We start from the raw sequence: 25,111 nt of genomic DNA on the forward strand, positions 1-25,111 counted from the left end.
TTTTGTCTAAAATCGATGATTAATAACCTAAAAACCACAAAAAATAAGGGATGTCGTAAATAGATACACCTATCTGTTTACGACATATTGAGACGAATGTTTTGCTTTAGAACTACCTTTCTCGGCTAGGAAGCTTAGAAAACTGCGCTTGATAACAGCGGGTAAAATGAGAAAGAGAAACAAAGCCACAAGCAGTCGCCACCGAGGTTACGCTGTCTTTAGTTTGTTGTAACATCCAGCGGGCTTTCTCTAGCCTAAGCTGACGGTAAAATGCTTTTGGGGTTTGTTCTAGATGTCGTTTAAATAAACGCTCTAGCTCTCTATCTGAAATACCAACATGTTCAGCCAGCTCAGCTATCAATAGAGGTTCTTCAATATTTTGCTCCATTAATTGCACGGCTTCGAGCAAATTTGGGTTGCGGCTATCTAAACGAAGTTGCAAGGAACGTCGTTGAGGTTCGCTATGTTCTCTTTGGTGGGTATAAACAAGCTCATCAGCCACTAAGGTCGCCAGCTCTTGTCCATGTTGCGCTCTAATCAGATAGAGCATCATATCCAAACCAGCTAAGGCACCAGGACAAGAAAAACGTTTTCTATCTATCACTAGCAGCTCTTGCACTAAGGTTACCTTAGGGAATGCCTCTTGGGTTGTTTCATGGTTTTCCCAATGCATAGTGACGCGATAACCATCCAAGATACCCGCCGCAGCCGCAATATATGCCCCCGTATCCTGACAACCAATATCCGCACCATAATGGCTTTGCTGTCGAATAAAGCCTAATAGAGCTGGTGTGGTAGTCAGATCAGGATCACTGCCCGAACAGATAATCAAGGTTTCACACTTATCTATGGCTTTAATATGGGTATGAGTCATTATCTCAATGCTGTCACTGCTTGAGATTAAACCGCCGCCTTCTGAGATAAGCTGCCATTCATACAAGTCTTCACCTTGAGTACGGTTGGCATGGCGTAAAGGGTCTAACATGGAGGTTAAACCAAACAGAGAGAAGCCAGGCAGTAACAGAAAGTGAATCTTTTGCACGCTCGTTCTTGATGGATCACCAAACAAGTTTCATCTCCTCTGACGACTAGTTTGTCGATAATAATCAATTTATATGCGATTTTAATCAATAGCATAGATTTTTTATGCCTAGCATAGGAGCCAGTCAAACCATTTACCTGAACTAGGAGCAAAAATGCCAAATCAAACTGCACAGGCTGAGCAGCCAAACGAGCCAGATATGATTAATTTATTCGAAAGCCCAGTGCTACCTGAGTGGATAGATTATAACGGGCACATGAATGATGCCTATTATGTGGTCGCTTTTAGTCAGGCTATTGACGCCTTTATGTTGCATATTGGTCTGGATGAAACCTTTAGAGAGGTGCACAGCGTCTCTATTTACACACTACAAAGCATGGTGACTTACCTAAAAGAAGTCGCCGAAGCTGAGCCCATCATTATCCAAGGGCAATTATTAGAAAGTGATAATAAAAAACTAAGGCTCTTCATGACCATGTACCATGGGCAAACACATGATGAATTAGCCACTATGGAAACCTTGTTATTACATATGGATATGCAAGCACATAGAGCAGCACCTTTCTTAGCGCAGACTCAAGCATTAGTTAATGAGATACAAGTTGCTCACAACCTATTGGACACACCTCTCAATGCTGGTAAAGGCATTGCGATTAGGCGCCCTAAATCTTAACTATTGTCTTCTAAAGTAGTTACCTTCTAGAACAATTACTTTCTAAAGCAGTAACTTTCTCAGACAAAATAAAAAGGGTGTCCAATGGACACCCTTTTTATTGATGAGCGCTACAAGGGAGCAGAAAAACAATTAGTTAGAAAGCGCTGCTGCGATTCCCATACCGCCACCAATACACAAGGTCGCAAGGCCTCGTTTGGCGTCACGTTTTTGCATCTCATGGATCAAGCTCACCAAGATACGGCAGCCTGATGCACCTATCGGATGCCCAAGTGCAATCGCACCACCGTTTACATTCACTTTAGTGGTATCAAAGCCAAGCTCTTTATTCACTGTCATCGCTTGTACCGCGAACGCTTCGTTGGCTTCGACTAGATCAAGGCTGGCGATATCCCAACCCAGTTTGTCTAAACATTTACGGCTAGCATGAATTGGCCCTGTTCCCATGATTTCTGGGGCACAGCCTGAACTCGCAAAACCATCCAGAGTAGCAAGTACAGGTAAACCTAGTTCATCTGCTTTCTCTTTGGTAGTTACGACAACCATAGCCGCACCATCATTAATGGTCGATGCGTTACCCGCTGTCACTGTCCCCTCTTTATTAAAAGCAGGGCGAAGCTTGGCAAGAGACGCTAGCTCAGTGCCATGTCTTGGCTGTTCGTCGGTATCCACAATCAGATCATCTTTACGACGCTGTGGCACACGAATAGGGATAATTTCCTGCTCAAATTGACCTGCTTCCATGGCCGCTTGCGCTTTTTGTTGTGAAGCAAGCGCAAACGCATCCTGATCTTCACGACTAACATCCCATTTTTGTGCAATGTTTTCAGCGGTAATCCCCATATGAAAATCATTAAAGGCATCCCAGAGGCCGTCACTTATCATGGTATCTTTTAATGCCCAATTACCCATTTTTTGGCCATTACGACTATTAGGTAAAACATGTGCCGCTTGACTCATGCTTTCTTGTCCGCCAGCCACAATCATTTGAGCGTCGCCCGCTAAGATAGCTTGAGCCGCCATTTGCACCGCTTTTAAGCCAGAGCCACATACCTTATTAATGGTTAATGCAGATACCGACTCAGGCAATCCAGCATTCAGTGCAGTTTGACGCGCAGGGTTTTGACCACAGCCCGCTGCCAGTACTTGGCCTAAAATGACTTCATCAATTTGATTCGTTAATACGGGCTGCTTTTCCAGCAACCCCACTAATACTTGCTTACCCAACTCAACCGCAGACAAAGACGATAAGCTGCCATTAAACGCGCCAATTGGCGAACGCCCTGCCGCTACAATTACAATTTGCATAACTTAACTACCTGCCTCTTAATTAAAACGTCATTTCTGGAACATGATCAGGTACGATCAAACGGCCTTGGGTTTTCGCTTGAATCTCTTCAACCGACACACCTGGAGCACGTTCTTTTAGGATAAAAGCACCGTCTTCAATCTCAAGCCAAGCCAGATCAGTTAATACTTTCTTGATGCAGCCTTTACCTGTAAGAGGCAAGGTGCAGGCATCTAATAACTTAGAGTCGCCATTTTTTGATGCATGGGTCATGGTAACAATAATATTGTCAGCACCGGCTACCAAATCCATTGCGCCACCCATGCCTTTAATTAATTTCTTAGGAATCATCCAAGATGCAATGTTACCGCTCACATCGACTTCAAATGCCCCTAATACGGTTAGATCCACATGGCCACCACGAATCATGGCGAAGGACTCAGCCGAAGAGAAAATAGAGCTACCAGACACTGCAGTTACGGTTTGTTTACCCGCATTAATCATGTCTGCATCTAGTTCTTCTTCCGTTGGAAAGGCACCCATACCGAGTAAACCGTTTTCCGATTGCAACATTACTTCCATACCTTCTGGCACAAAGTTAGCCACTAAAGTGGGAATACCAATACCTAGGTTTACGTAAAAGCCGTCTTGTAGTTCACGTGCCACTCGAATGGCCATTTGATCACGGGAAAGAGTCATAAAATCACCTATATAATTTAGAAATCAAACGCCTTATTCAGACACAGTTCGCTTTTCAATACGTTTTTCAAAGGTACCTACAATCACTCTATCCACATAAATACCAGGAGTGTGAATATGAGCAGGATCAAGAGAACCGGTTTCGACTAATTCTTCCACTTCAACCACGGTAACCTTGCCTGCCGTTGCTGCGAGTGGATTGAAATTTTGCGCAGTATGGCGATAAACCACATTGCCATATCTGTCTGCTTTCCAGCCTTTTACTATGGCAAAGTCACCTGTAATTGACTCTTCTAATAGGTATTCACGATCATTAAATTCGCGTGTATCTTTACCTTCAGCAACCGGTGTCCCTACCCCTGTTGCGGTATAAAATGCAGGTATGCCTGCACCGCCAGCACGCATTTTTTCAGCCAAAGTACCTTGAGGTGTTAACTCAACTTCCAAGTCACCTTCTAAAAGCTGTTTTTCAAATAAGGCGTTCTCACCCACATAGGAAGACACCATTTTTTTGATCTGCATATCTTCTAACAAGATGCCAAGACCAAAACCGTCAACACCACAGTTATTAGAAACCACTGTTAAGTCTTTGGTTTGTTTGCGCTTAATTTCACTAATCAAATTTTCTGGAATACCACACAGACCAAAACCGCCTGCTAAAACCGTCATTCCATCTTCTAGACCTGCAAGGGCTTCCTCGTAGGTGTCTACTACCTTATTAAAACCAGCCATGTGTTCACCTCAAATTAATACATGCTTTATTTGATATTAGTTTGTATCATCTTCACTCATTAATTAAGTTTATAATTTTTATCTATTAATACTTTTTACTTATTAATCTTTTTATTTATTAGATAACGCATTATTAACAATGGATAACTGACATGAACCCGAAACAACTCAAAGTATTCCTTGCTGTTGCAAGAACCAAAAGTTTTGCCGAAGCTGCTGCCTTGGTACATATGTCGCAACCCGCTGTCAGTTTATCCATTAAAAATTTAGAAGACTCCCTAGGCGGCAGGCTCTTTACCCGCACCACGAGAACCACCCACCTCACCCCAGAAGGTGAGGCACTTATGCCAATTGCAAAGTCATTATTAGCCTCTTGGGCCGATGCAGAACATGAGCTACATCAAAGGTTTACCTTAAATATGGGGAAAATTGCCTTAGCCGTCATGCCATCCTTCGCTGCCTCCCTGTTACCACAAGGCTTGCTCAAATATAGACAAAAACACGCGAATATAAAGGTCGAGGTACATGACGTACTCGCAGACACAGTGGTGGAGTTAGTTCGTTCAGGACAGATAGAAATTGGCATTTCCTTTGCGCCAGAAAACACCCAGGATTTGAGTTTTCAAACCCTATTTAACGATAGGTTTATTGCGGTCATACCAAGCAATAGCCCCTTAAAAGACATCAAAGAATTAACTTGGTCACAATTATTGGACTATGACTTTATCACGCTACAAAGACCCTCTAGCGTTAGGAGCATGATTGAAGAAGCGCTTTTTAGAGAATCGATTGATTTGCAGGTCACCTTTGATGCACACCAACTTGCCACCGTAGGCCGCATGGTAGCGGAAGGCTTAGGCGTGGCGGTAGTACCCGCTTTGTGCGAACGCCAAATGAAAGAGCAAGGTGCTATTTGCTTACCCATTAAAGCGCCTATTATTGCCAGAAATGTCGGCATCATCACCAAAGCTAAAGCACCGCTTTCTATTGCGGCTGAGGCTATGGTGGAAACCTTGCTAGAAACTTTTGCCGACTCAAACGCTGTTTAAATCAAACGCTTTAGCTCGACAGGAAGCCTCTAGTCCAACATGAAAGTAACAGGGCCATCATTAATTAAGGCGACCTGCATGTCTGCCCCAAACTCACCTGTCGCCACTTTGTCGTGCTGCTTGCGCACCATATCGACAAATACATTAAACAAACGCTCTGCTTCAGCCGGTACAGCAGCCGTTGAAAACCCGGGTCTTAGGCCCTTTTTAGTTTCAGCAGCCAAGGTGAACTGAGACACCAAGAGCACGCCACCCTCAACTTGCTTGACGTTAAGGTTCATCTTGCCTTCTTCATCGCTAAACATGCGATATTTCAAAAGTTTATCCGCTAAACGTTGAAGCTCTGCTTCTGTATCGGCTTTTTCGATACCCACCAACACCATTTGCCCATGATCTATGGCGCCAATCACCTCACCCGCCACAGTCACACTGGCTTGCTTTGCTCTTTGTATAAGTAGTTTCATTTGAATCCTTAATTTTTTATCGCTAATGAGATGATTGTTCATTTATCCATTAATAAATCAAGCCCACAAAAAAAGCGCCCGAAGGCGCTTTTTGAAACACTCTTAGCCGCTAGACTAAAGGGTGCCTAACTTACTTACGACCCGCACGTTTACGTTCGTTTTCAGTCAATAGTTTCTTACGTACACGGATGCTGTCCGGTGTTACTTCTACTAGTTCGTCATCTTCGATGAACTCAAGCGCTTGCTCAAGTGTGTGACGAATTGGTGGAGTAAGTGTTAGGGCTTCATCAGTACCAGAAGCACGTACGTTAGTTAGCTGCTTACCTTTAACAGGGTTAACCGCTAGGTCGTTATCACGTGAGTGAATACCGATAACTTGGCCTTCGTATACTTCAACCGCATGACCTAGGAACATACGACCACGGCTTTGTAGGTTGAATAGAGAGTAAGCAGCAGTTTTACCTGACAACATGCTCACTAGTACACCGTTCTTACGGCTTTGAACTTCACCTACTTTTACTGGACCGTAATGGTCAAATACGCTGGTCATGATACCTGAACCAGAAGTAAGTGTTAGGAACAAACCACGGAAACCAATCAAACCACGAGAAGGCATCATGAACTCAAGACGTGTACGGCCTTTACCATCTGGTTCCATGTTAGTTAGTTCTGCTTTACGCAAACCTAGCTCTTCCATGATTGAACCTTGGTGCTGGTCTTCAACATCGATAACCACTTGTTCGAATGGTTCAGACAAAACGCCGTCGATTTCTTTCGTGACAACTTCTGGGCGAGAAACACCCATTTCGAAGCCTTCACGACGCATTGTTTCGATCAATACAGATAAGTGAAGCTCACCACGACCAGAAACGATGAATTTATCCGGTGTATCACCTTGTTCAACGCGCAATGCAACGTTATGGATAAGCTCTTGGTCAAGACGGTCTTTGATGTTACGAGTGGTAACGAACTTACCTTCTTTACCAGCGAATGGAGAATCGTTAACGATGAAGTTCATGCTAACGGTTGGCTCATCTACGCTTAGCGCAGGTAGTGCTTCAACATTTGTTGGATCACACAAGGTATCAGAGATACTTAGCTTGTCGATACCATTAATACATACGATGTCACCCGCAGTAGCGAGTTCAGTATCGATACGGTCAAGACCCATGTAGCCTTTCACGTTTAGTACTTTACCTTTACGCTCAGAACCATCAGCAGATTTAACAACGACTTGTTGGTTAGGAGAAAGCTTACCACGTGTGATACGGCCTACACCGATTACACCAACATAGCTGTCATAATCCAGTGCAGAAATCTGCATTTGGAAGTCACCTTCAGGATCTACTTGAGGCGCTGGTACGCTATCTACGATCATTTGATAAAGTGGCGTCATGTCTTCAGCCATTTCTTCTGGATCAGTACCTGCAATACCATTGATTGCTGATGCGTAAATAACAGGGAAGTCTAATTGCTCTTCAGTTGCGCCTAGGCTATCGAAAAGATCAAACACTTGATCCATCACATAGTCAGGACGAGCACCAGGACGGTCAATCTTGTTGATAACAACGATTGGACGTAGGCCCTGTTCGAATGCTTTAGAGGTTACGAAGCGAGTTTGAGGCATAGGGCCATCAACGGCATCAACCAATAGACATACACAGTCAACCATAGATAGTACACGTTCTACTTCACCACCGAAGTCGGCGTGTCCAGGTGTGTCTACGATGTTGATGCGGTAGTCATTCCATTTGATGGCTGTGTTTTTAGCCAAAATGGTAATACCACGTTCTTTCTCTTGGTCGTTCGAGTCCATGATACGCTCAGCGCCTTCGTCCTTGCGATCGAGGGTACCTGATTGGCTCAAAAGTTTATCAACCAAGGTAGTTTTACCATGGTCAACGTGGGCTATAATGGCGATGTTTCTTAAATTCTCGATCACAGTAGTGTTTCTCGGCTAGCTGATAAAAAGTTGCGCGCATTATAGGCGATCTTGCTAACAATTTGTTAAAAAAACACTCAAATAACTCACTTTATTCTTCTGTTTCTAAAAAACATCGTACAAAACAAGATGATCTAGGTCAGATTCACCCAAAATTGTCCTGCTAGGGCATCCATTTTTTGCGCTAAAGTTTGCATTTCATTGCAAGTGTTCAAATCTTGTTTACTGCGTGAAGCGATTTCATTGGTGGTTTGACTCACTTGAGACATGTAACCATTAATCGTTTTAGCGGCTGCATTTTGCTCTTCCATCACTTGTGCAATTTGATCCGCATGACTATGGATACCTTCTATACCTTGTTGCACAGCACCAATTGAATTAACCGCATTTTGTGTTTGCGTATCACATTGATGAGCGCTCTCTAATGTATCCCGCATTTGTCTTGAAGCAGCTTCGGCACTTAGCTGTAAACTGTCTATCGCTTTCACGATTTCATTGGTTGAATCATGAGTACGAGTGGCTAAAGCACGTACTTCATCGGCGACTACAGCAAAACCTCGGCCACGCTCTCCCGCACGGGCAGCTTCAATAGCAGCATTTAAAGCTAGCAGATTAGTTTGCTCTGCTACATCTCGAATCACTTCGACCACAGAACTGATGGCTGAACTTTGCGACTCTAGGTCGTCCATTATATTGGTGGCATCTTTAACTTTCGCTATCATACCGCCAACTACTTGCTCACTTTCATTCACTGCAGCCAAACTAGACTGCATATCCATTGCTGCTTGCCCTGCAATATTAGCCGCTTGGGTCGAGTTATGGGCCACATCACTGATGGCACCCGACATATTACTCATGGCACTTTCAATATGGTTAAAATCACTAGAGAGACTCATCAAACCCATTTGGTTATCGGCAATGCAATCCTGAAGATCTTGCTGCTTACGTCGTATGATTTTAGAGAAGTTGCTAATACGGCCAACAACGGCGGCCGTTTCACCTTTTAAACGGGTTAGCGCTAACTCTATCTGCCCTGCTTCATCTACGCGTCCGGTATAAATGTATTTGGCTAAATCTGAATCAGAAATTTTTGCTGCTTTTTTAAGAGAGGTTTGAATAGGTTTAAATAGCCAGACAGTCACTAAACTTGATAAAGCCAGCAATGAGATAAATTCCATCAGACTGATAAAGCTTGATGTTTGATTTTGCACTAATAAGAATAACAGACAGAGGATAAGGCTGTTTGAAGCCAGTATTTTAGAGAAGAGTGAAAAGCGAGGATACTTAGCAAAACTAGGTTTTTTACCTTGGTTAAGCGCCTGATAGACAGTTTCAGCTCTGGCTTTAACCTTTTCGTTTGGTCGTCGCCTTACAGATTGATATTCCAATACCTCTCCATCTTTAATGACAGGGCTAGCATAAGCATCAACCCAATAATGATCACCATTTTTACAGCGGTTCTTCACCACCCCCATCCAAGATTTTTGTTCTAAAAGGTGTTGCCACATATCTGTGAAAGCAGCAGAAGGCATATCAGGATGGCGAATAATATTATGCTTCTCACCCACTAGCTCATCCATGCTATAGCCACTGATTTTTTCAAAGTCGGGATTCACGTATTGGATTTTGCTTTTTAGATCTGTGGTTGAAAGTATATTTGCATCCGATGCAAGCTGTTGTTCATTATGAGAACTCATTTTGCCTTCCTTATGAGATAGATCAGAAAGAAAAATATTAAGGCATTAAAAAGCCTCATTATTTGATTAACATCAAACTCACTTGGGAGCTATTGGTTACTTTTTGTCCTTTGTGTAATATTGCGTAACAAGCTTTTTTAGAGCAATACAAAAAAAGCCAAAACAAGATGTTTAGATCAAGTTTTGGCTTTTTAAGTGTAAAGTTGCGACTTTTCTTTAATTAAGGCAGATATACGCCTATCTTTTCATGGCCTTTACCGAGTAAAGAGGCGGCATGTATTTTACTCATTACACCTTTACCACAATAAAGCAGATGTGTTGTCTCTTTATCTAATTCTGACCATTTATTTTCTAGCGCAAAAAACGGAATTTCAATCACTGGTCGGCCACTAACTTTCAATGGTTTCTTCTCAATTTCATCAGGATGGCGAATATCAATAATCACCTCATCCGAAACAGGCACTCGTACAATTGGCACTTCACCTTGATATTGTTTATCAACATCTTCCATCACAGTACGGATAGAAACAGATTTAGCATTTTCAACTGCGGCATCTAAAACAGCAAAATCAAACTTACTTTCTTCATGCTCTATTTTAGGAAGCTTAGCGCGAGTTGTCGGCTTCACCGAAATCACACCACAATACTCAGGAATACTAGCCGCAAAAGCAGCGGTACCAATTTTGGTCGCTTGATCAATAATTTCTTGTTTATTCGTTGTAATAAGTGGACGAATAACGAGTTCATCTGTTACATCATCAATCACTTTTAGATTCACCAAGGTTTGGCTCGATACTTGTGCAACACATTCGCCCGTTACCAGCGCCTTTGCACCAAGATCTTCCATTACCTTACCCGCCGCTCTTAGCATCATGCGTTTTAAAATAACGCCCATCTGCGAGTTATCAACTTTAGTTAGTATTTCACCCACCACATCTTCAAATGGAATAGTGACGAACTTAACCCCAATATTAGAACCGTACTTTTCCCACAGGTACCAAGAAACTTGTTTCACACCTATTTCGTGAGCATCGCCACCTAGGTTAAAAAAGCAGAAATGGGTTTTAAGGCCACGACTCATAGTCATATAAGTGGATACGGTAGAATCATAACCACCCGAAATCAAAGATAATACAGGGTCATGAGAACCAATAGGATAACCACCTAGGCCTTTTACACGCTGCTCAATAATCCAAACTCGATTGTCTCTTATATCAATTGGCACCAGTACTTCAGGATTCTTTAATCTTACCGCTAACGCATTACAACGTGCTTTTAAGGTACCGCCAATTTGGCGCTCTGCATCAACAGAGGTAAAGTCATGTTGACCCACACGCTTTACACGGACTGCAAACACGGCATTTTCGAGTACATCTCCGTATGAGACGATGGCTTCATCAACGATGGCTTCTAACGTCGTGAATTCGAATTCACGCACATATTGGAAGTGTGCAATGCCCGCAATATTCGCTAATCGATGAGTAAACTCATCTCGCAGCTCATCTTTTTCAGATAGCACCTCTATAAAGTCCCAATTTCCTGTTACGACAACATTTTCGTCATGCTCTGTTAACACTTGACGAATATTCTGTCTGAGCTGTTTCACAAAGGTTTTACGGACAGGGCGACTTTTAATAGTGATTTCTGAAAAGAACTTAACAATGAATTTCATGGCTGCTTACGACTGAATAAATAATGTGAACACATTATAAAGAAAAGTCGGAAAAGCAGAAAACTATTTATTTGCACCAATAAGTGACACCACAAATAAAACGCGCACTAAAAAAGAGCATAAAGAGAGATATGATCTATACTTATTTTCCGCATTACGACAGAAATAAATAAATAGCTTCATAACACCTTGTAAAATAAGACTTTAATTATTTTTCAGGTTAGGTGGCACAGAAAATGCTTTATTTCCAATAAGAAACGCTTCATTGTGAAGCACAGCAAAAGTTATGTGAAAATTACTCACGCACTTAGGAATAAACTAAATTACTGGAGAGCTAGTATGTCAAACAAAACTCTGGCATTGATTGCCGAACACGATGCTAAATGGGTAGACCTTCGTTTTACAGATTTTATAGGTAAAGAACATCACGTTTCTATCCCTGCATCTACAGTTGACGAAGAGTTCTTCGAAAATGGACAAATGTTTGACGGTTCTTCCATTTCTGGTTGGAAAGGCATTAACGAATCAGACATGATCATGATGCCTGAAGATGATTCTTGCCTAGTTGATCCTTTCACAGAAGAAGCAACTATCATTGTTCGTTGTACTATTATCGAACCTTCTACAATGCAAGGTTACGATCGTGACCCACGCTCTGTTGCAATCCGCGCAGAAGACTTCCTAAAGTCTACTGGTCTTGGCGACACAGCTTTCTTTGGTCCTGAGCCAGAGTTCTTCATCTTTGACGATGTTAAGTGGAAAACTGACATGTCAGGCTCTATGGTTGAAATCAACTCTGAAGAAGCTGCTTGGGCATCTAACAAGTCTTTCGAAGGCGGTAACATGGGCCACCGCCCACGCGTTAAAGGCGGCTACTTCCCAGTACCACCAGTAGACTCTCACCACGACCTACGTGCTGCTATGTGTGGCGCAATGGAGTCTATGGGTCTTGTTATCGAAGTACATCACCACGAAGTAGCGACAGCGGGTCAAAACGAAATCGGTGTTAAATTCAACACTCTCGTTAAGAAAGCTGACGAAGTACAAGTAATGAAGTACTGCGTACACAATGTTGCTCACGCTTACGGTAAAACAGCGACATTCATGCCAAAACCTATCGTTGGCGATAATGGTTCTGGTATGCACGTACACCAATCTTTCTGGAAAGGCGGCGAGAACCAGTTCTCTGGTGATCAGTATGCAGGTCTTTCTGAGATGGCGCTTTACTACATTGGCGGTATCATCAAACACGCTCGTGCACTAAACGCTTTCACAAACGCTTCAACAAACTCTTACAAGCGTCTTGTTCCAGGCTTCGAAGCACCAGTTATGCTCGCTTACTCAGCTCGTAACCGTTCTGCTTCTATCCGTATTCCTTACGTTGCTAGCCCTAAAGGTAAGCGTATTGAAGCGCGTTTCCCTGATCCAACCGCTAACCCTTACCTAGCTTTCTCTGCAATGTTGATGGCTGGTATCGACGGTATTAAGAACAAGATCCACCCTGGCGATGCTGCTGATAAAGATCTATATGACCTTCCAGCAGAAGAAGCGTTGGCAATCCCAACTGTTGCTTCTAGCCTAGAACAAGCTCTTGAAGCACTTGATAACGATCGTGAGTTCTTGACTCAAGGTGGCGTATTCTCTGACGACATGATCGATGCTTACATCGCTCTTAAATCAGAAGAAGCGCTACAAGTATCTATGACAACTCACCCAGTTGAGTTCGAATTGTACTACAGCCTATAAGACTAAAGCTTGCGGCTTTAAGCTTAATAAAAACCCAGCTTAGGCTGGGTTTTTTTATGCCCCAAAAAAGAGCACACCTCTCGCGCGCACAATAATGGTGCGCTAAAATATCTATATTAATGACACATTATACTGATACGACCCCGTTTTACGCTTTTCTAGTTTTGGTTCGTATCTTGCAGAGTTAAAGGGAAGTAAGAGGATAATAACGTGCATAGTTTACTGATTGATCATTTATCAACCGCCGTGGTAAAGCTAGATAATGAACTGCTTATCGAGTATCTCAACCCTGCAGCAGAAATGCTTTTGGCAGTAAGTCGTCGCCGTGTCTATGGACAGAGTATTGAGAATGTTTTCTTCGAAGATGAAAGCAGTATTTCAGCCCTTCATAATGCAGCAAATACTGGCTACCCATTTACCAAGCGTGAAGCCAGATTAGAAATGCCTAATGGCAAAAAGCTATTCTTGGATTACACGGTTACACCTGTCATGGGTGTACTTAGCAGCACAGAAAGCCTACTGATTGAGCTATATCCTAGAGATAGGATGAAGCGTATCTCCCAAGAAGATGAGTTATTGGTCACTCACCAAACCAGTAAAGAGCTGATTCGAGGTCTCGCCCATGAGATCAAAAATCCACTAGGAGGCATACGTGGTGCGGCTCAGCTTATTAGTCGTAGCTTTAAAGATGAAGGATTAAAAGATTACACCCAAGTCATCATTGAAGAGTCTGACCGCCTTAGAGATTTAGTCGACCGTCTTTTAGGCCCAAGACAGTTACCTAAAATAGAGCTCTTAAATGTCCATAAAGTCATTGAACGGGTAAATCAACTTGTAACGGTTGAAGCCAATGAACAAGTTCGTTTTATTCGAGATTATGACCCAAGTATTCCAGATATTATGGGGGACAGTTCTCAGCTGATCCAAGCCCTTCTAAATGTAGTACGTAATGCCATGCAAGCATTGCTGCAAGATAACTCTCAAGATAATAAAGAAGTACGCATCATGACGCGTGCTTTACGTCAGTTCACCATAGGTTCAAAGCGCCATAAATTAGTTTGTAAAATCAGCGTTATAGATAATGGTCCGGGCATTCCTGAGCCAATTTTAAAAACCCTTTTTTATCCTATGGTCAGTGGCCGCCCAGATGGCACCGGACTTGGCCTATCTATTGCACAATCCATCATAAATCAACACAACGGTCTCATTGAATGTAAGAGTGAGCCTCACCAGACCCTATTTAATATATTGCTGCCCATTGAAAGCGCAAACTGAGGCAAGGAGAAAATTACATGTCACAACAAGATACAGTATGGATAGTCGATGACGACAGATCGATTCGCTGGGTATTAGAGAAAACACTAGAGCAAGAAGGTATCCAAGCTAAGTTATTTGATAACGCAGAGTCACTTATGAATCTGCTAGAGCACGAAAAACCAAGCGTTATCATTAGCGATATCCGTATGCCAGGCATGGACGGTCTTACCTTGCTAACCAAGATACAAGAAGACAACCCTTATTTACCCGTCATCATAATGACAGCGCATTCCGATCTAGATAGTGCTGTGGCCTCTTATCAAGGAGGTGCATTTGAATATTTACCTAAGCCTTTTGATGTAGAAGAAGCCGTTAGCTTAGTAAAGCGCGCGATATTGCATCATCACAAATCTATGCCAAGCATAGAGGAAGAAACGCCAAAAGTTGAAATTGTTGAAAAAGAGATCATAGGTGAAGCGCCTGCCATGCAGGAAGTATTTCGCGCTATTGGTCGATTAGCGAACTCAAATATCACTGTGCTTATCAACGGTGAGTCAGGCACAGGTAAAGAACTGGTTGCCCATGCGCTACATAAACACAGCCCAAGATCTGCCAGCCCATTTATTGCACTTAATATGGCAGCCATTCCTCATGATTTAATTGAATCAGAATTGTTTGGCCACGAAAAAGGCGCTTTTACTGGCGCTAACACCTTAAGGCGAGGCCGTTTTGAACAAGCCAATGGCGGCACATTATTCCTTGATGAAATCGGCGACATGCCGGCTGAGACACAAACTCGTCTTTTACGTGTACTTGCCGATGGTGAGTTTTATCGTGTGGGCGGCCATGTACCCGTTAAAGTTGATGTACGTATTATTGCAGCTACTCACCAAAACCTTGAGAATCAAGTAACAGAGGGGTCATTCCGCGAAGATCTATTTCACCGCCTCAATGTGATTCGTGTACATTTACCCAAATTAGCCGAAAGACGCGAAGACATTCCTCAACTTGCACGCCACTTTTTAAAGCGCGCTGCCGAGGAGCTATCAGTAGAACCCAAAATACTCACCAAGGAAACTGAAGACTACCTTGCTCGTATGGATTGGCCAGGTAATGTGCGCCAATTAGAAAACACCTGTCGCTGGCTAATTGTGATGGCATCAGGTCGCGAGGTTTTGGTGCAAGATTTACCGCCAGAATTACTTGAAACGACACCAAGTGAAAATAATTACGCTAGCTGGGAAGACGGCCTTAAAACTTGGGTAGATAATGCGCTTGCTCAAGGTCAAAAAGCCATTTTAGATGATGCTGTGCCTAAATTTGAACGCATTATGATAGAAACAGCTTTAACACATACAGCGGGCCGTCGCCGAGATGCCTCCCTATTATTAGGCTGGGGAAGAAACACCCTAACACGCAAAATTAAAGAGCTAGGCATAGATAGCAGTGAGCAAGAAGAGTGAGCCCTCTTCTTATGATTTACTTAAAAATTCGACCTAAATCAGCTTAATTTTTAATTAGCGTGGAGTTTTCACGAATTCCTTTCATTTATCCTTTAAAAACTTGCTTTCGTACCCACAATAATTTAGTAATGAACTAATGTGGTTATGAAAGCGACGTTATAAGCCTCTATCCGAGACATCAGCTTTTGAGCCACACTACTTCCTGTTAAATAGGTAGGAAGCGATTTATTTTTATAAAAGCAAAATAAGCTGATAGGACAATGAATATGTATCAAACTTTGGAATCAATGGGCGTCACTAGTTTTGACGACATCGAAAAATTTACACTTCGTTATGAAAATGGCTATGACGTTTTAAAAGTTTATTATCGTCGTGAAAAGGGTTCGTTACTTCCAAAAAGCAAGAAATTCAAATTTGGTCGTTCAACAAAAACTGTCCTAGCTGACGGCGGACAACAAACTTATCGTCAAGTACAAGAGCCATCTCTTGTCGTGCTAAGAGCCGTTGAAGAACTAGGTAAAATAGTTGGTAAACAAAAAGAAGATAAGATCACTAAAGCAGAGCTTGTTGAAGAACTTGTACATTTAGAAAAAGTAATGACAAGCAAGATGGCTGAGATCAGAGAAAAAATTGAAACAATGTCTTAAGTAATAGTATTAAGCAAAAATGCTTTAAGTAAGACAAAGATGCTAGCCTCAGAAACGGTTCTGGGGCTTACATCTGTCTCACGTTTTGCGACTCCTCTCTCATTCATATCAGTTTAAAATACCGCACCATGATCATAACGTCTGACCCAATAATTATTGCCGATATACTGAATCAAGGCGGCATTATTGCCTACCCAACTGAGGCAGTTTGGGGGCTTGGCTGTAACCCTCATAATCAAGCATCCGTTATCAAATTGCTCAATATTAAATCTCGCCCTATGCATAAAGGCATGATTCTAGTGGCGGGAGATAAAGCCCATTTAGCACCTTGGTTAGTTCAACTTAGCCCTGAACTACAAACAAAGCTAACAACACACTATTTAAGCCCCACTAGCTGGATAGTGCCAGACCAAGACATTGCACCAACTTGGGTAAGAGGTGAACACCAAAGCATTGCGTTAAGACTGAGCCAACATGAGGGGGTTCAAGCGATTTGCCAAGCTTTTAAAGCCTGTATTGTTTCTACGTCAGCCAATCCTGCGGGGTTAGATCCTGCACTGAGTTTAGAGCAAGTTTTAGCTTACTTTAGAGATAATATAGATGCTGTTTTTGATGTCCCGTTAGGACAATCTAAACAACCATCTCAGATAAAAAGCTTATTGGATGATCAAGTAATCAGACAGTAGTTTTATCTCAAATAGTCGTTTTATGAGATAAGCGTCTTGTACTGCCCATAAAAAAGCCTCGCCTTGGATCCAAGACGAGGCTTTTTATTTTAGCTCGGTTTAATGTCCGCCAAGGTAGGCATCACGAACATCTGGATTAACCAGCAATTCATCACCTGTTCCTGTCATGCGAATTTCACCGTTAACCATGACATAACCACGGTCAGCAAGCTTCAGCGCATGGTTAGCATTCTGTTCAACTAAGAAGATAGTCATACCAGAAGCGGCGACTTCTTTTAGCACTTCAAAGATTTGCTTTACCACGATTGGCGCTAAACCCAAACTGGGTTCATCCAACAGCAAAAGCTTAGGACGACTCATTAGAGCACGAGCAATCGCTAACATTTGTTGTTCACCACCAGACATAGTAGATGCCCTTTGATTACGCCTCTCTTTCAAGCGAGGGAAAATCTCAAACATCTTTTGCATATCTTCTTCAGCATGCTTCATGCCGATTGGAATAGTCCCCATCAAGAGGTTTTCTTCCACCGACATCCCAGGAAAGACACGACGCCCTTCTGGAGATTGAGCCAAGCCATTAGACGCCACATAGTGTGCTGACTTTTTCGAGATATCCTCGCCACGGTATATAATTTCACCAGAAGATACTCTAGGTTGACCAAATATAGACATAAGTAGGGTCGACTTACCTGCGCCATTGGAACCAATTAAGGTCACAATTTCGCCGGTATTCACATCCAAAGATACCTTTTTAAGAGCCTGAATCGGGCCATAATAGACATCAACGTCTTTAAATTGCATTAATGTACTCATAGGCCTACCTCTTCATCTTCGTCTTCAGCACCCAAGTAGGCAGCAATTACTTTTGGATTATTCTTAATATCATCAGGACCACCTTTAGCGATGACCTGACCATGATCAAGCACCACAATATAGTCAGAGATATCCATGACCATCCCCATATCATGTTCAATCAATAGCACGGTGACATTATGCTCGTCTCGCAAGATACGAATCATCTTGGTTAACGCATCCGTTTCAGATGGATTAAGACCCGCAGCCGGCTCATCAAGACAAATGATCTCAGGGTTAGTACACATGGAACGTGCAATTTCTAAACGACGTTGCTGACCATAAGAGAGCTCACCCGCCAAACGGTTAGCGTGAGCCACAAGGTCGACTACGCCTAACCAATAGAAGGCTTTTTGCAAAGCGTCTTCTTCCGCTTGTTTGAAAGACTCAGTATTAGCAATGCCTGCCAATATACTGCGCTTTACTGTCATATGCTGGGCAACCAAAAGGTTCTCCACCACAGACATTTCTTTAAACAAACGAATATTTTGGAAAGTACGAGCAAGGCCAGCACGGTTAACCAGGTGAGAACCACCAAACATTTTATACTTCAATCGATTAGCAAAGGCTACTGGAGAGAAGTAATCACTGGCTTTAAAATTCTCGCCTAACACCTTGATAACACTGGTTTCTTTACCTTTTGCACCCAGGGTGATTTGACCACCTGTGGCTTTATAAAAACCGGTTAAGCAGTTAAATACAGTCGTCTTACCTGCACCGTTTGGACCGATGAGAGCAGAAACCGAACCACGTTTAATATCAAAAGTAATATCGTTTAACGCTTTGATACCACCAAAGTGCATGACAAGGTTTTCAACTTCTAGGATATTTTCCTGCTTCATTTCAATACCCCCTTACGCGTCGCAAAGCCTGTTCGCGTCACCCTGACTAAACCACGAGGCTTCCAAATCATCATAACTACCATCAAGACACCAAACATGAGGACACGATATTCGGCAAACTCACGCAACAATTCTGGCGCCACAGTCAAGAAGAAGGCGGCGATTACTACCCCTAAGGTTGATCCCATTCCCCCCAATACAACGATTGCAAGAATCAAAGCAGATTCCATAAATGTAAAGGAAGACGGGTTAACAAAACCTTGGTAAGTGGCAAAGAAAACACCTGCAATACCAGCAACCGATGCACCCATCATGAAGGCTGACAACTTAACCAGTACGTGGTTTAAACCCAAAGATCGACAGGCAATTTCATCCTCACGCAGGGCTTCCCAAGCACGACCAATCGGCATTTTCACTAGACGTTGCTTAACATGAAGCACGAGCAAAACAACAATAAATAGAATCAAGTAAATAAACATGTACTTGAAACCAGAGTTGTAATCTAAATTGAAAAATTCATGGAATGGAGTGCCGTCCCGGGATCGTCGTTTAAACTCTAATCCAAAGAGTTGTGGTAGTGGTGCTGATACACCATTTGGACCATGAGTCACGGCAGACCAGTTATTCAATATCAATCGAATAATTTCACCAAAGCCTAAGGTCACAATAGCCAGGTAGTCACCATGCATTCGCAGTACGGGGAAACCTAAGATTGCCCCGGCTATTGCGGCCAAAATAGCAGCAATAGGTAACATAGACCAAAAGCCTAAACCTAAATACTCATAACCTAAGGCTAAACCATAAGCCCCGATGGCATAGAAACCAACAAAACCCAAATCAAGCAGACCCGCTAGACCAACAACTATGTTTAGACCTAAGCCAAGTAAGACATAAATCAAACCCAATATAATGACTGTCAGTACATACTTAGATGCAATGAAAGGCACCATCAAGCCAATTAAGATGACAACAGGAATGATCCAAACCATATTAGATTTATAGTCAGGCGACTTAACCACTACCCCAGTATCATCACCAGAGCTGTGCCTAAAGAGGATCTCTTTACCCTTACTCGATTGTAAGAAGCTGGAGATAACAAAACGGCCAATTGCAACCGCCGCAACCATCCAAGCAACCCGATCAAATTCTGTGGTAAAGCCGTAACCTTGTAGCACGACACCGACAACAGGGCCAAATAGCACTAATGCCATTAAACCTGCAATGACGGCATCAATGGTGCTCTTTTTATAATCAATCGTTGCGTTCATCTAAACTTTCTCCACCTCAGGTTTACCTAAAAGACCACTTGGACGGAAAATCAAAATAATCACAAGCAAGGAGAAAGAGAAAACATCTTTGTAGTCTGAACTAATCAGACCAGCAAACAAGGATTCAGAAACGCCAAGAATGATTCCACCCAACATGGCACCCGGTAAGGAGCCAATGCCGCCGAGTACAGCAGCTGTAAACGCTTTAATCCCTATAATAAAGCCCACATAGAAATCAAATGCGCCATAATCTAAGGTAATCAAAACACCCGCTAAGGCAGCCATTGAGGCACCAATTACAAAGACAATGGAAATAACACGGTCAGTGTTAATACCCAATATGGATGCCATTTTTCTATCTTGTTGTGTCGCTCGACACATACGGCCTAATTTTGTTTTCTGAATAATATAAGTCAGTGTACCCATACCTAAGAAGGCCACTAACAAAATTACCAGTTTCATATAGGTAATCTGTACAAAACCATCGCCAATATCAAATCTGACAGCACCTGTAAGCATGGTTGGAATACCCTGCTGGCGTGCACCTTGGCTGATTTGTACATAGTTTTGTAATATGAGGGACATACCAATCGCAGAAATCAAAGCTGATAAACGACCGGAATTACGAAGGGGACGGTAGGCAATTTGTTCTATAGCCCAACCATATGCGCCAGTAACGGCAATTGTGATAAAGAGAGTACCGATAATAATAATCGGGAAAGATTCTATTCCGAAGAAAGATAATAATGCGACAACAATCGCAGTAATGTATGCGGACACCATGTATACATCGCCGTGGGCGAAGTTAATCATACCGATAATGCCGTATACCATGGTATACCCGATAGCAATGAGTCCATAAACAGACCCAAGGGTAAGACCGTTAACCAACTGCTGGAGAACGATATCCATCGTAAGACCTCGTGGGGATTTTAAAAACTTAGAAAGGAATCACAACCAGCCAAGCTGGTTGTGATCTTCATGCATTATGCTAATAAACCAATAGAGTATTAGTTTACTTGAGCATAGTTACCCATGTTGTCCCACTCATACATAACGTAGTCAGACACTTTTAGGTCGCCTTTCGAGTCAAAGTCCTTAACGCCCATGACAGTAGAAACACTGTTTGATTTCAACCAATCAGCGCCTTTGATTGGATCAAGGTCATTATTTTTAAGGGCTTCAACAACCACTTGCATAGCTGCATATGAGTACAGAGTATAACCTTCTGGCTCATAACCACTGTCTTTGAAGACTTGAACCACTTTCTTCCCTGCTGGGTAAGATTGTGGGTTTGCACCGAATGTCATTAGTACACCATCAATGTACTCAGGCGAACCAGCAACAGCGGCGAATTCGTTAGATACGATACCATCACCAGAAATGAAGATAGCTTTTGACCCCTGCTCACGTAATTGACGTACTAGCGGGCCAGCTTCTGAGTGAAGCCCACCAAAGTAAACTACTTCGGCATCAACAGAACGAATTTTAGTAACCAAGGCGTTAAAATCTTTCTCACCACGTGTTAGGCCTTCATAAAGAACCTCATTAACACCATAGTTATTCAACGCAGATTTAGTTGCGTCAGCTAGACCTTTGCCATAAGTATCTTTATCGTGAATGATAGCAACGCGCTTCGCGTTTAATTCACTAATAATGTAAGCACCAGCAACATCACCTTGTTGGTCATCACGTCCACAAACACGGAAAACGTTAGATAAACCACGGTCGGTTACACGAGGGTTAGTTGAGGCAGGGGTTACCATTAATACACCAGCTTCTTCATAAATATCTGAAGCAGGCATAGTTGAAGAAGAACAGAAGTGACCAACAACGCCAACAGCTTCATCAGAATCTACTAAGCGGTTAGCGACAGCAACGGCCTGCTTAGGTTCACAAGCATCATCAGCTTTTACTAGTTTAATCATTTCACCATTAATACCACCTGCAGCATTAATGTCTTTAGCGGCTTGTTCAGCACCGCGCCATAATTGCTCACCAAATGCAGCATATGCACCCGTATGAGGGCCTGCTACACCAATAACAACATCCGCTTGTGCTAGAACTGATGCACCCATAGCACCAGCGATTGCGATAGAAAGTAAAGATTTTTTCACAATAGCATTTGACATTAGTCAAGCTCCTACTCATTCCAGTTTATGATTATTATATTAAAGCAAGAAGCGTTCCATTCATCGGCTTGAATTGACGAGTAAATAGAACATATAAAGTGCCAGATTAACTCTGTTTCGCGACTCAATATGAGATAAACATTAATCTTTAACACGCGGATAGGTCAACACAATTGAGTTATAAATAACCAAATAATATTTTACAAGAACAAAGAAATACAAAAGAAATAGACTGAAAAACAAGCAGTAACTAGACATTTCCATTGTTTTTAGCGGATTTTATACGATATACAGTAGGATATTGAGACAGAAGGGGTTTAAAGCAGATAAGAAGTTTTACTTAAAAACTTCTTATCTAATTGTTTTTAAATTTAGTCCGATTTGGTTTATTGAGTCCTATTCAATGTATTCAGCAATTGAGATCAACCTGATCCCATCATCATCTAGTTTCGCTAAGCGTTTAGATAAATAATTCATGGTTGCAGGATAAGGGTGGCCAATCGCTAACGCCTTACCACGTTTTTTTGCTATGGCTAACAAACGTTTAAATTGTCTATCAATGGCCTTTTCATCTTGAATATTATCTAAAAAGACATCACGGCGAGTTGTGGTTAGATTAAACTTAAGAGCATTAGCTAGTGCCACGCTGTTAGGGCTCGTTAAGCTATCAATAAAAAAGAGCTCCATTGGCTGGATCACTTCCATTACCCATTCCATTCTTTGAGTATCTTGCGTTAACAAGCTGCCCATATGGTTATTGATACCTTGAATACCTGGCACACTCTCAATGCCAGCTTTCAAGGTTTCTTTTAATTCCTTTTCACCCATACTCTTATAAAGGCCACCTGGCCCTAACTTAAGCTCTCTTTCATTCTCCATCGGTACATGCAGTATGATGTTGCGAGTTTGCTCAGTTGCAGCAAGTGCCGTTTTTTTAGAGAAAGGGGTATGAGGTAAAATAGCCAAAGCCACTTCAACAGGCAGTGACAAAGACTCTTCCATACCTCGACGGTTATAACCAAGGTCATCAATAATAATGGTAATACTTGGTCTATCGTCAATTACACTTGTCTCTTCTGGTTTAGAGACAGTCTCATTTTGTTCAACTAACTGAATACTTTTAGGCTCTGAGTGCTTTAGGGTTGGAAAGGTTTTTTGCCATAAAAAGTCCAAGGATTCATCCTCAGCACCAGTTAACTTGATATTAGGGTAACTGGGTAACAAAGGTGTTGAAGGACTATTTGATGTTTTAGACGCCGCTTCAGGTGTCGTTATAACAGGCCCTAGTGGCTGGGTGTCTTGTACTTGGGTACTGACTTTCGCATCTTCTTGTGCAACAAGAGGCTCTTTTTCAACCTCTGTCATTTCTGTTTTTTCACCCTCTGTTGCTAGCTCTAATTCAGGGCCAGCAGCTTGAGTCTCAAGGCTTGAGTCAAGTTCACTTGCAACAGGTACTAGTTCCGTAAGGTTGAGTGTCTCATCCGTGACATCTGTTTGTGATTCAAGAGATTGAGTTAATGATTCAGGTTCGTCAATAACAAGTGGGCCAGAGTCATCAGCATAAACTAAAGAGGACGAAGATATTAATAGGCTTACAAATAGAAGCTGCGAGCGTTTTATTGCTCGCAGAAATGGGTCAAACATAATTTCTCAACTAGTACAGGTTTTATTGAGGCACAAGTTTAGGGAAGGCTTTGAGTACAGACAAGGCCTGAAACAATTGAAAGTCATTTTTTGCGATATCATCGAAGCTATTTTCAGCATCTAGGCTATTTCTATCCTCTCCACCTAGGCCATTTGCAATATGACCACTCAAATCAGCCTCTTTAACGATAAACCCTGTGTCCTGTATAACAAGGTTGGCTTGAGGTACTTCCATGTCAGGAATAATTCCTTGAGCCTGAATTGATCGCCCTTTTGGTGTGTAATAAAGCGCTGTGGTTAACTTAATTGCTGAACCATCTGTTAATGGCACTACAGTTTGCACGGTTCCTTTACCGAAGGTTTCAGTGCCCATAATAACGGCACGCTTATGATCCTGTAATGCGCCAGCCACGATCTCAGAGGCAGAAGCAGAACCTGAATTCACTAATACGACGGTTGGAACAGCATCTAGATATTTCGTTTTTGTTGCATTGAACTGGGCTTTAGACATTTTATGGCGACCGTCGGTATAAACTATGATGCCATCACTTAAAAAAGCATCCACAACAGAAACGGCACCTTGTAATACGCCACCCGGGTTGTTTCTCAAATCGAGCACTAAACCTTCTAACGGGTGTTCTGCCTTCATTGCCTCTAACGCTCGTTGAAACTCAGCGCCTGTACTGCCCTGAAATTGGCTAATCCGCACATAACCCACATCGTTCTCTAACCATTTATTCGTCACACTGGCACTTTGCACTAGGCCACGCATGATATCAAAATCTTTTAACTCACCTTCTCTTTCTATGGTCAGGTGAATATTAGTTCCCACCTCACCACGCATAAGGACAATCACTTCTTGCAAGCCCATATCATTAATCAGGGTATCATCAATACGAAGCACAGTATCGCCAGGTTGAAGCCCAGCCGAAGCCGCTGGCGAGCCGTCAATTGGCGATACAATCACAAGCTGCCCTTCTATCATTTCGACTTCTATGCCCACACCCGCATATTTGCCAGATGTCATCTCTCGAAACTTGGAGATTTCTTCACGCGTTAAGTATTCAGAATGAGGATCGAGAGCCGCTACCATTCCTTTTAACGCCTTACTTAGAATTTGTTGATCAGAGAGCTCATCCACATAGCCTTGGCTTATGGTTTCAAAAGACTCAACGAAAGATTGAATTTCCGCTAGTGGGACCTGTTGCTCTTTGGCTTGCGCGATTGGGCTGCTTAACACAACCACAAGAAACGCGGCACTTATTGCTTTTAAAAAATTCATACTTGAACCTCTGACCATACCTTTTATTCGCATC

Annotated in this window: 22 protein-coding genes; 7 read left to right on the forward strand and 15 right to left on the reverse strand. The window is 42.4% G+C overall.

Translation table 11 applies throughout. From position 1 onward, the window contains the following. Positions 1–112: 112 nt before the first annotated feature. Positions 113–1,042 carry a GlxA family transcriptional regulator gene (locus Q0A08_RS14890; RefSeq protein ID WP_438462301.1) on the reverse strand — a complete coding sequence of 310 codons (930 nt, stop codon included), beginning with the start codon at positions 1,040–1,042 and terminating at the stop codon, positions 113–115. Between the two features lie 154 nt (positions 1,043–1,196). Between Q0A08_RS14890 and Q0A08_RS14895 the strand changes: the two genes are divergently transcribed. After that, the gene (locus Q0A08_RS14895) at positions 1,197–1,715 is read left to right on the forward strand and encodes a thioesterase family protein (RefSeq protein ID WP_438462302.1); all 519 of its coding nucleotides are present in this window, start codon (positions 1,197–1,199) and stop codon (positions 1,713–1,715) included. 132 nt (positions 1,716–1,847) lie between these two features. On the opposite strand, the gene Q0A08_RS14900 is transcribed toward Q0A08_RS14895, so the two are convergent. Genes Q0A08_RS14900 through Q0A08_RS14910 form a run of 3 tightly spaced genes read right to left on the reverse strand, consistent with a single transcriptional unit; the run spans position 1,848 to position 4,434 of the window. Beyond that, on the reverse strand, positions 1,848–3,023 hold the full coding sequence (locus tag Q0A08_RS14900) for an acetyl-CoA C-acetyltransferase (protein WP_438462303.1): 1,176 nt from the start codon (positions 3,021–3,023) through the stop codon (positions 1,848–1,850). A gap of 22 nt (positions 3,024–3,045) precedes the next feature. After that, positions 3,046–3,702, reverse strand: a complete 657-nt coding sequence (locus Q0A08_RS14905) for a 3-oxoacid CoA-transferase subunit B (protein WP_438462304.1) — start codon at positions 3,700–3,702, stop codon at positions 3,046–3,048. Positions 3,703–3,735: 33 nt separating this feature from the next. Continuing rightward, positions 3,736–4,434, reverse strand: a complete 699-nt coding sequence (locus Q0A08_RS14910) for a CoA transferase subunit A (protein WP_438462305.1) — start codon at positions 4,432–4,434, stop codon at positions 3,736–3,738. Between the two features lie 152 nt (positions 4,435–4,586). On the opposite strand from Q0A08_RS14910, the gene Q0A08_RS14915 reads away from it, so the two are divergent. Continuing rightward, complete coding sequence (locus Q0A08_RS14915; RefSeq protein ID WP_438462306.1) at positions 4,587–5,483, forward strand: LysR family transcriptional regulator; 897 nt, start codon at positions 4,587–4,589, stop codon at positions 5,481–5,483. A 29-nt stretch (positions 5,484–5,512) separates the two neighbouring features. Here Q0A08_RS14915 and dtd read toward each other — a convergent pair whose 3' ends face one another. The 4 genes from dtd to thiI form a co-directional block, all read right to left on the reverse strand. Further along, positions 5,513–5,947, reverse strand: coding sequence for a D-aminoacyl-tRNA deacylase (gene dtd / locus Q0A08_RS14920; RefSeq protein WP_438462307.1), 435 nt, complete (start codon positions 5,945–5,947; stop codon positions 5,513–5,515). Positions 5,948–6,077: 130 nt separating this feature from the next. Then, complete coding sequence (typA, locus tag Q0A08_RS14925; RefSeq protein ID WP_438462308.1) at positions 6,078–7,889, reverse strand: translational GTPase TypA; 1,812 nt, start codon at positions 7,887–7,889, stop codon at positions 6,078–6,080. A 134-nt stretch (positions 7,890–8,023) separates the two neighbouring features. Then, the gene (locus tag Q0A08_RS14930) at positions 8,024–9,586 is read right to left on the reverse strand and encodes a methyl-accepting chemotaxis protein (RefSeq protein WP_438462309.1); all 1,563 of its coding nucleotides are present in this window, start codon (positions 9,584–9,586) and stop codon (positions 8,024–8,026) included. Between the two features lie 220 nt (positions 9,587–9,806). Continuing rightward, positions 9,807–11,258, reverse strand: coding sequence for a tRNA uracil 4-sulfurtransferase ThiI (thiI, locus tag Q0A08_RS14935; protein WP_438462310.1), 1,452 nt, complete (start codon positions 11,256–11,258; stop codon positions 9,807–9,809). A gap of 339 nt (positions 11,259–11,597) precedes the next feature. On the opposite strand from thiI, the gene glnA reads away from it, so the two are divergent. The 5 genes from glnA (at position 11,598) to Q0A08_RS14960 (ending at position 17,057) form a co-directional block, all read left to right on the forward strand. After that, positions 11,598–13,004 (forward strand): glutamate--ammonia ligase, encoded by a 1,407-nt coding sequence (gene glnA / locus Q0A08_RS14940; protein WP_438462311.1) that lies wholly within the window; start codon positions 11,598–11,600, stop codon positions 13,002–13,004. Between the two features lie 210 nt (positions 13,005–13,214). Beyond that, positions 13,215–14,279, forward strand: a complete 1,065-nt coding sequence (gene glnL / locus Q0A08_RS14945) for a nitrogen regulation protein NR(II) (protein ID WP_438462312.1) — start codon at positions 13,215–13,217, stop codon at positions 14,277–14,279. A 17-nt stretch (positions 14,280–14,296) separates the two neighbouring features. Then, positions 14,297–15,724 (forward strand): nitrogen regulation protein NR(I), encoded by a 1,428-nt coding sequence (glnG, locus tag Q0A08_RS14950; RefSeq protein ID WP_438462313.1) that lies wholly within the window; start codon positions 14,297–14,299, stop codon positions 15,722–15,724. A gap of 266 nt (positions 15,725–15,990) precedes the next feature. Continuing rightward, complete coding sequence (locus tag Q0A08_RS14955; RefSeq protein ID WP_438462314.1) at positions 15,991–16,371, forward strand: DUF3461 family protein; 381 nt, start codon at positions 15,991–15,993, stop codon at positions 16,369–16,371. Positions 16,372–16,499: 128 nt separating this feature from the next. Further along, entirely contained in the window at positions 16,500–17,057 is a 558-nt protein-coding gene (locus Q0A08_RS14960) for an L-threonylcarbamoyladenylate synthase (RefSeq protein WP_438462315.1), read from the forward strand. Positions 17,058–17,156: 99 nt separating this feature from the next. On the opposite strand, the gene Q0A08_RS14965 is transcribed toward Q0A08_RS14960, so the two are convergent. From Q0A08_RS14965 to Q0A08_RS14995, 7 genes are all read right to left on the reverse strand, one after another. Continuing rightward, entirely contained in the window at positions 17,157–17,870 is a 714-nt protein-coding gene (locus Q0A08_RS14965) for an ABC transporter ATP-binding protein (protein WP_438462316.1), read from the reverse strand. Then, on the reverse strand, positions 17,867–18,751 hold the full coding sequence (locus tag Q0A08_RS14970) for an ABC transporter ATP-binding protein (protein WP_438462317.1): 885 nt from the start codon (positions 18,749–18,751) through the stop codon (positions 17,867–17,869). The genes Q0A08_RS14965 and Q0A08_RS14970 overlap by 4 nt, the downstream gene beginning before the upstream one ends. Continuing rightward, entirely contained in the window at positions 18,748–20,019 is a 1,272-nt protein-coding gene (livM, locus tag Q0A08_RS14975) for a high-affinity branched-chain amino acid ABC transporter permease LivM (protein WP_438462318.1), read from the reverse strand. The genes Q0A08_RS14970 and livM overlap by 4 nt, the downstream gene beginning before the upstream one ends. Beyond that, on the reverse strand, positions 20,020–20,931 hold the full coding sequence (locus Q0A08_RS14980) for an ABC transporter permease subunit (RefSeq protein WP_438462319.1): 912 nt from the start codon (positions 20,929–20,931) through the stop codon (positions 20,020–20,022). Positions 20,932–21,029: 98 nt separating this feature from the next. Further along, positions 21,030–22,151 (reverse strand): branched-chain amino acid ABC transporter substrate-binding protein, encoded by a 1,122-nt coding sequence (locus Q0A08_RS14985; RefSeq protein ID WP_438462320.1) that lies wholly within the window; start codon positions 22,149–22,151, stop codon positions 21,030–21,032. Positions 22,152–22,547: 396 nt separating this feature from the next. Continuing rightward, on the reverse strand, positions 22,548–23,795 hold the full coding sequence (locus Q0A08_RS14990; RefSeq protein WP_438462321.1) for a divergent polysaccharide deacetylase family protein: 1,248 nt from the start codon (positions 23,793–23,795) through the stop codon (positions 22,548–22,550). Between the two features lie 22 nt (positions 23,796–23,817). Further along, positions 23,818–25,077, reverse strand: coding sequence for a S41 family peptidase (locus Q0A08_RS14995; protein WP_438462322.1), 1,260 nt, complete (start codon positions 25,075–25,077; stop codon positions 23,818–23,820). Positions 25,078–25,111 lie beyond the last annotated feature (34 nt).

The sequence above is a fragment of the Marinomonas sp. PE14-40 genome, assembly GCF_051623805.1.
GTDB lineage: Bacteria > Pseudomonadota > Gammaproteobacteria > Pseudomonadales > Marinomonadaceae > Marinomonas.

What these genes read in the sequence shown, in the direction of transcription:
- Q0A08_RS14895 (WP_438462302.1), top strand. Translation starts at nt 1,197, where the DNA reads ATGCCAAATCAAACTGCACAGGCTGAGCAGCCAAACGAGCCAGATATG.
- Q0A08_RS14900 (WP_438462303.1), bottom strand. Translation starts at nt 3,023, where the DNA reads ATGCAAATTGTAATTGTAGCGGCAGGGCGTTCGCCAATTGGCGCGTTT.
- Q0A08_RS14905 (WP_438462304.1), bottom strand. Translation starts at nt 3,702, where the DNA reads ATGACTCTTTCCCGTGATCAAATGGCCATTCGAGTGGCACGTGAACTA.
- Q0A08_RS14910 (WP_438462305.1), bottom strand. Translation starts at nt 4,434, where the DNA reads ATGGCTGGTTTTAATAAGGTAGTAGACACCTACGAGGAAGCCCTTGCA.
- Q0A08_RS14915 (WP_438462306.1), top strand. Translation starts at nt 4,587, where the DNA reads ATGAACCCGAAACAACTCAAAGTATTCCTTGCTGTTGCAAGAACCAAA.
- dtd (WP_438462307.1), bottom strand. Translation starts at nt 5,947, where the DNA reads ATGAAACTACTTATACAAAGAGCAAAGCAAGCCAGTGTGACTGTGGCG.
- Q0A08_RS14930 (WP_438462309.1), bottom strand. Translation starts at nt 9,586, where the DNA reads ATGAGTTCTCATAATGAACAACAGCTTGCATCGGATGCAAATATACTT.
- thiI (WP_438462310.1), bottom strand. Translation starts at nt 11,258, where the DNA reads ATGAAATTCATTGTTAAGTTCTTTTCAGAAATCACTATTAAAAGTCGC.
- glnA (WP_438462311.1), top strand. Translation starts at nt 11,598, where the DNA reads ATGTCAAACAAAACTCTGGCATTGATTGCCGAACACGATGCTAAATGG.
- glnG (WP_438462313.1), top strand. Translation starts at nt 14,297, where the DNA reads ATGTCACAACAAGATACAGTATGGATAGTCGATGACGACAGATCGATT.
- Q0A08_RS14955 (WP_438462314.1), top strand. Translation starts at nt 15,991, where the DNA reads ATGTATCAAACTTTGGAATCAATGGGCGTCACTAGTTTTGACGACATC.
- Q0A08_RS14960 (WP_438462315.1), top strand. Translation starts at nt 16,500, where the DNA reads ATGATCATAACGTCTGACCCAATAATTATTGCCGATATACTGAATCAA.
- Q0A08_RS14965 (WP_438462316.1), bottom strand. Translation starts at nt 17,870, where the DNA reads ATGAGTACATTAATGCAATTTAAAGACGTTGATGTCTATTATGGCCCG.
- Q0A08_RS14970 (WP_438462317.1), bottom strand. Translation starts at nt 18,751, where the DNA reads ATGAAGCAGGAAAATATCCTAGAAGTTGAAAACCTTGTCATGCACTTT.
- livM (WP_438462318.1), bottom strand. Translation starts at nt 20,019, where the DNA reads ATGAACGCAACGATTGATTATAAAAAGAGCACCATTGATGCCGTCATT.
- Q0A08_RS14980 (WP_438462319.1), bottom strand. Translation starts at nt 20,931, where the DNA reads ATGGATATCGTTCTCCAGCAGTTGGTTAACGGTCTTACCCTTGGGTCT.
- Q0A08_RS14985 (WP_438462320.1), bottom strand. Translation starts at nt 22,151, where the DNA reads ATGTCAAATGCTATTGTGAAAAAATCTTTACTTTCTATCGCAATCGCT.
- Q0A08_RS14990 (WP_438462321.1), bottom strand. Translation starts at nt 23,795, where the DNA reads ATGTTTGACCCATTTCTGCGAGCAATAAAACGCTCGCAGCTTCTATTT.
- Q0A08_RS14995 (WP_438462322.1), bottom strand. Translation starts at nt 25,077, where the DNA reads ATGAATTTTTTAAAAGCAATAAGTGCCGCGTTTCTTGTGGTTGTGTTA.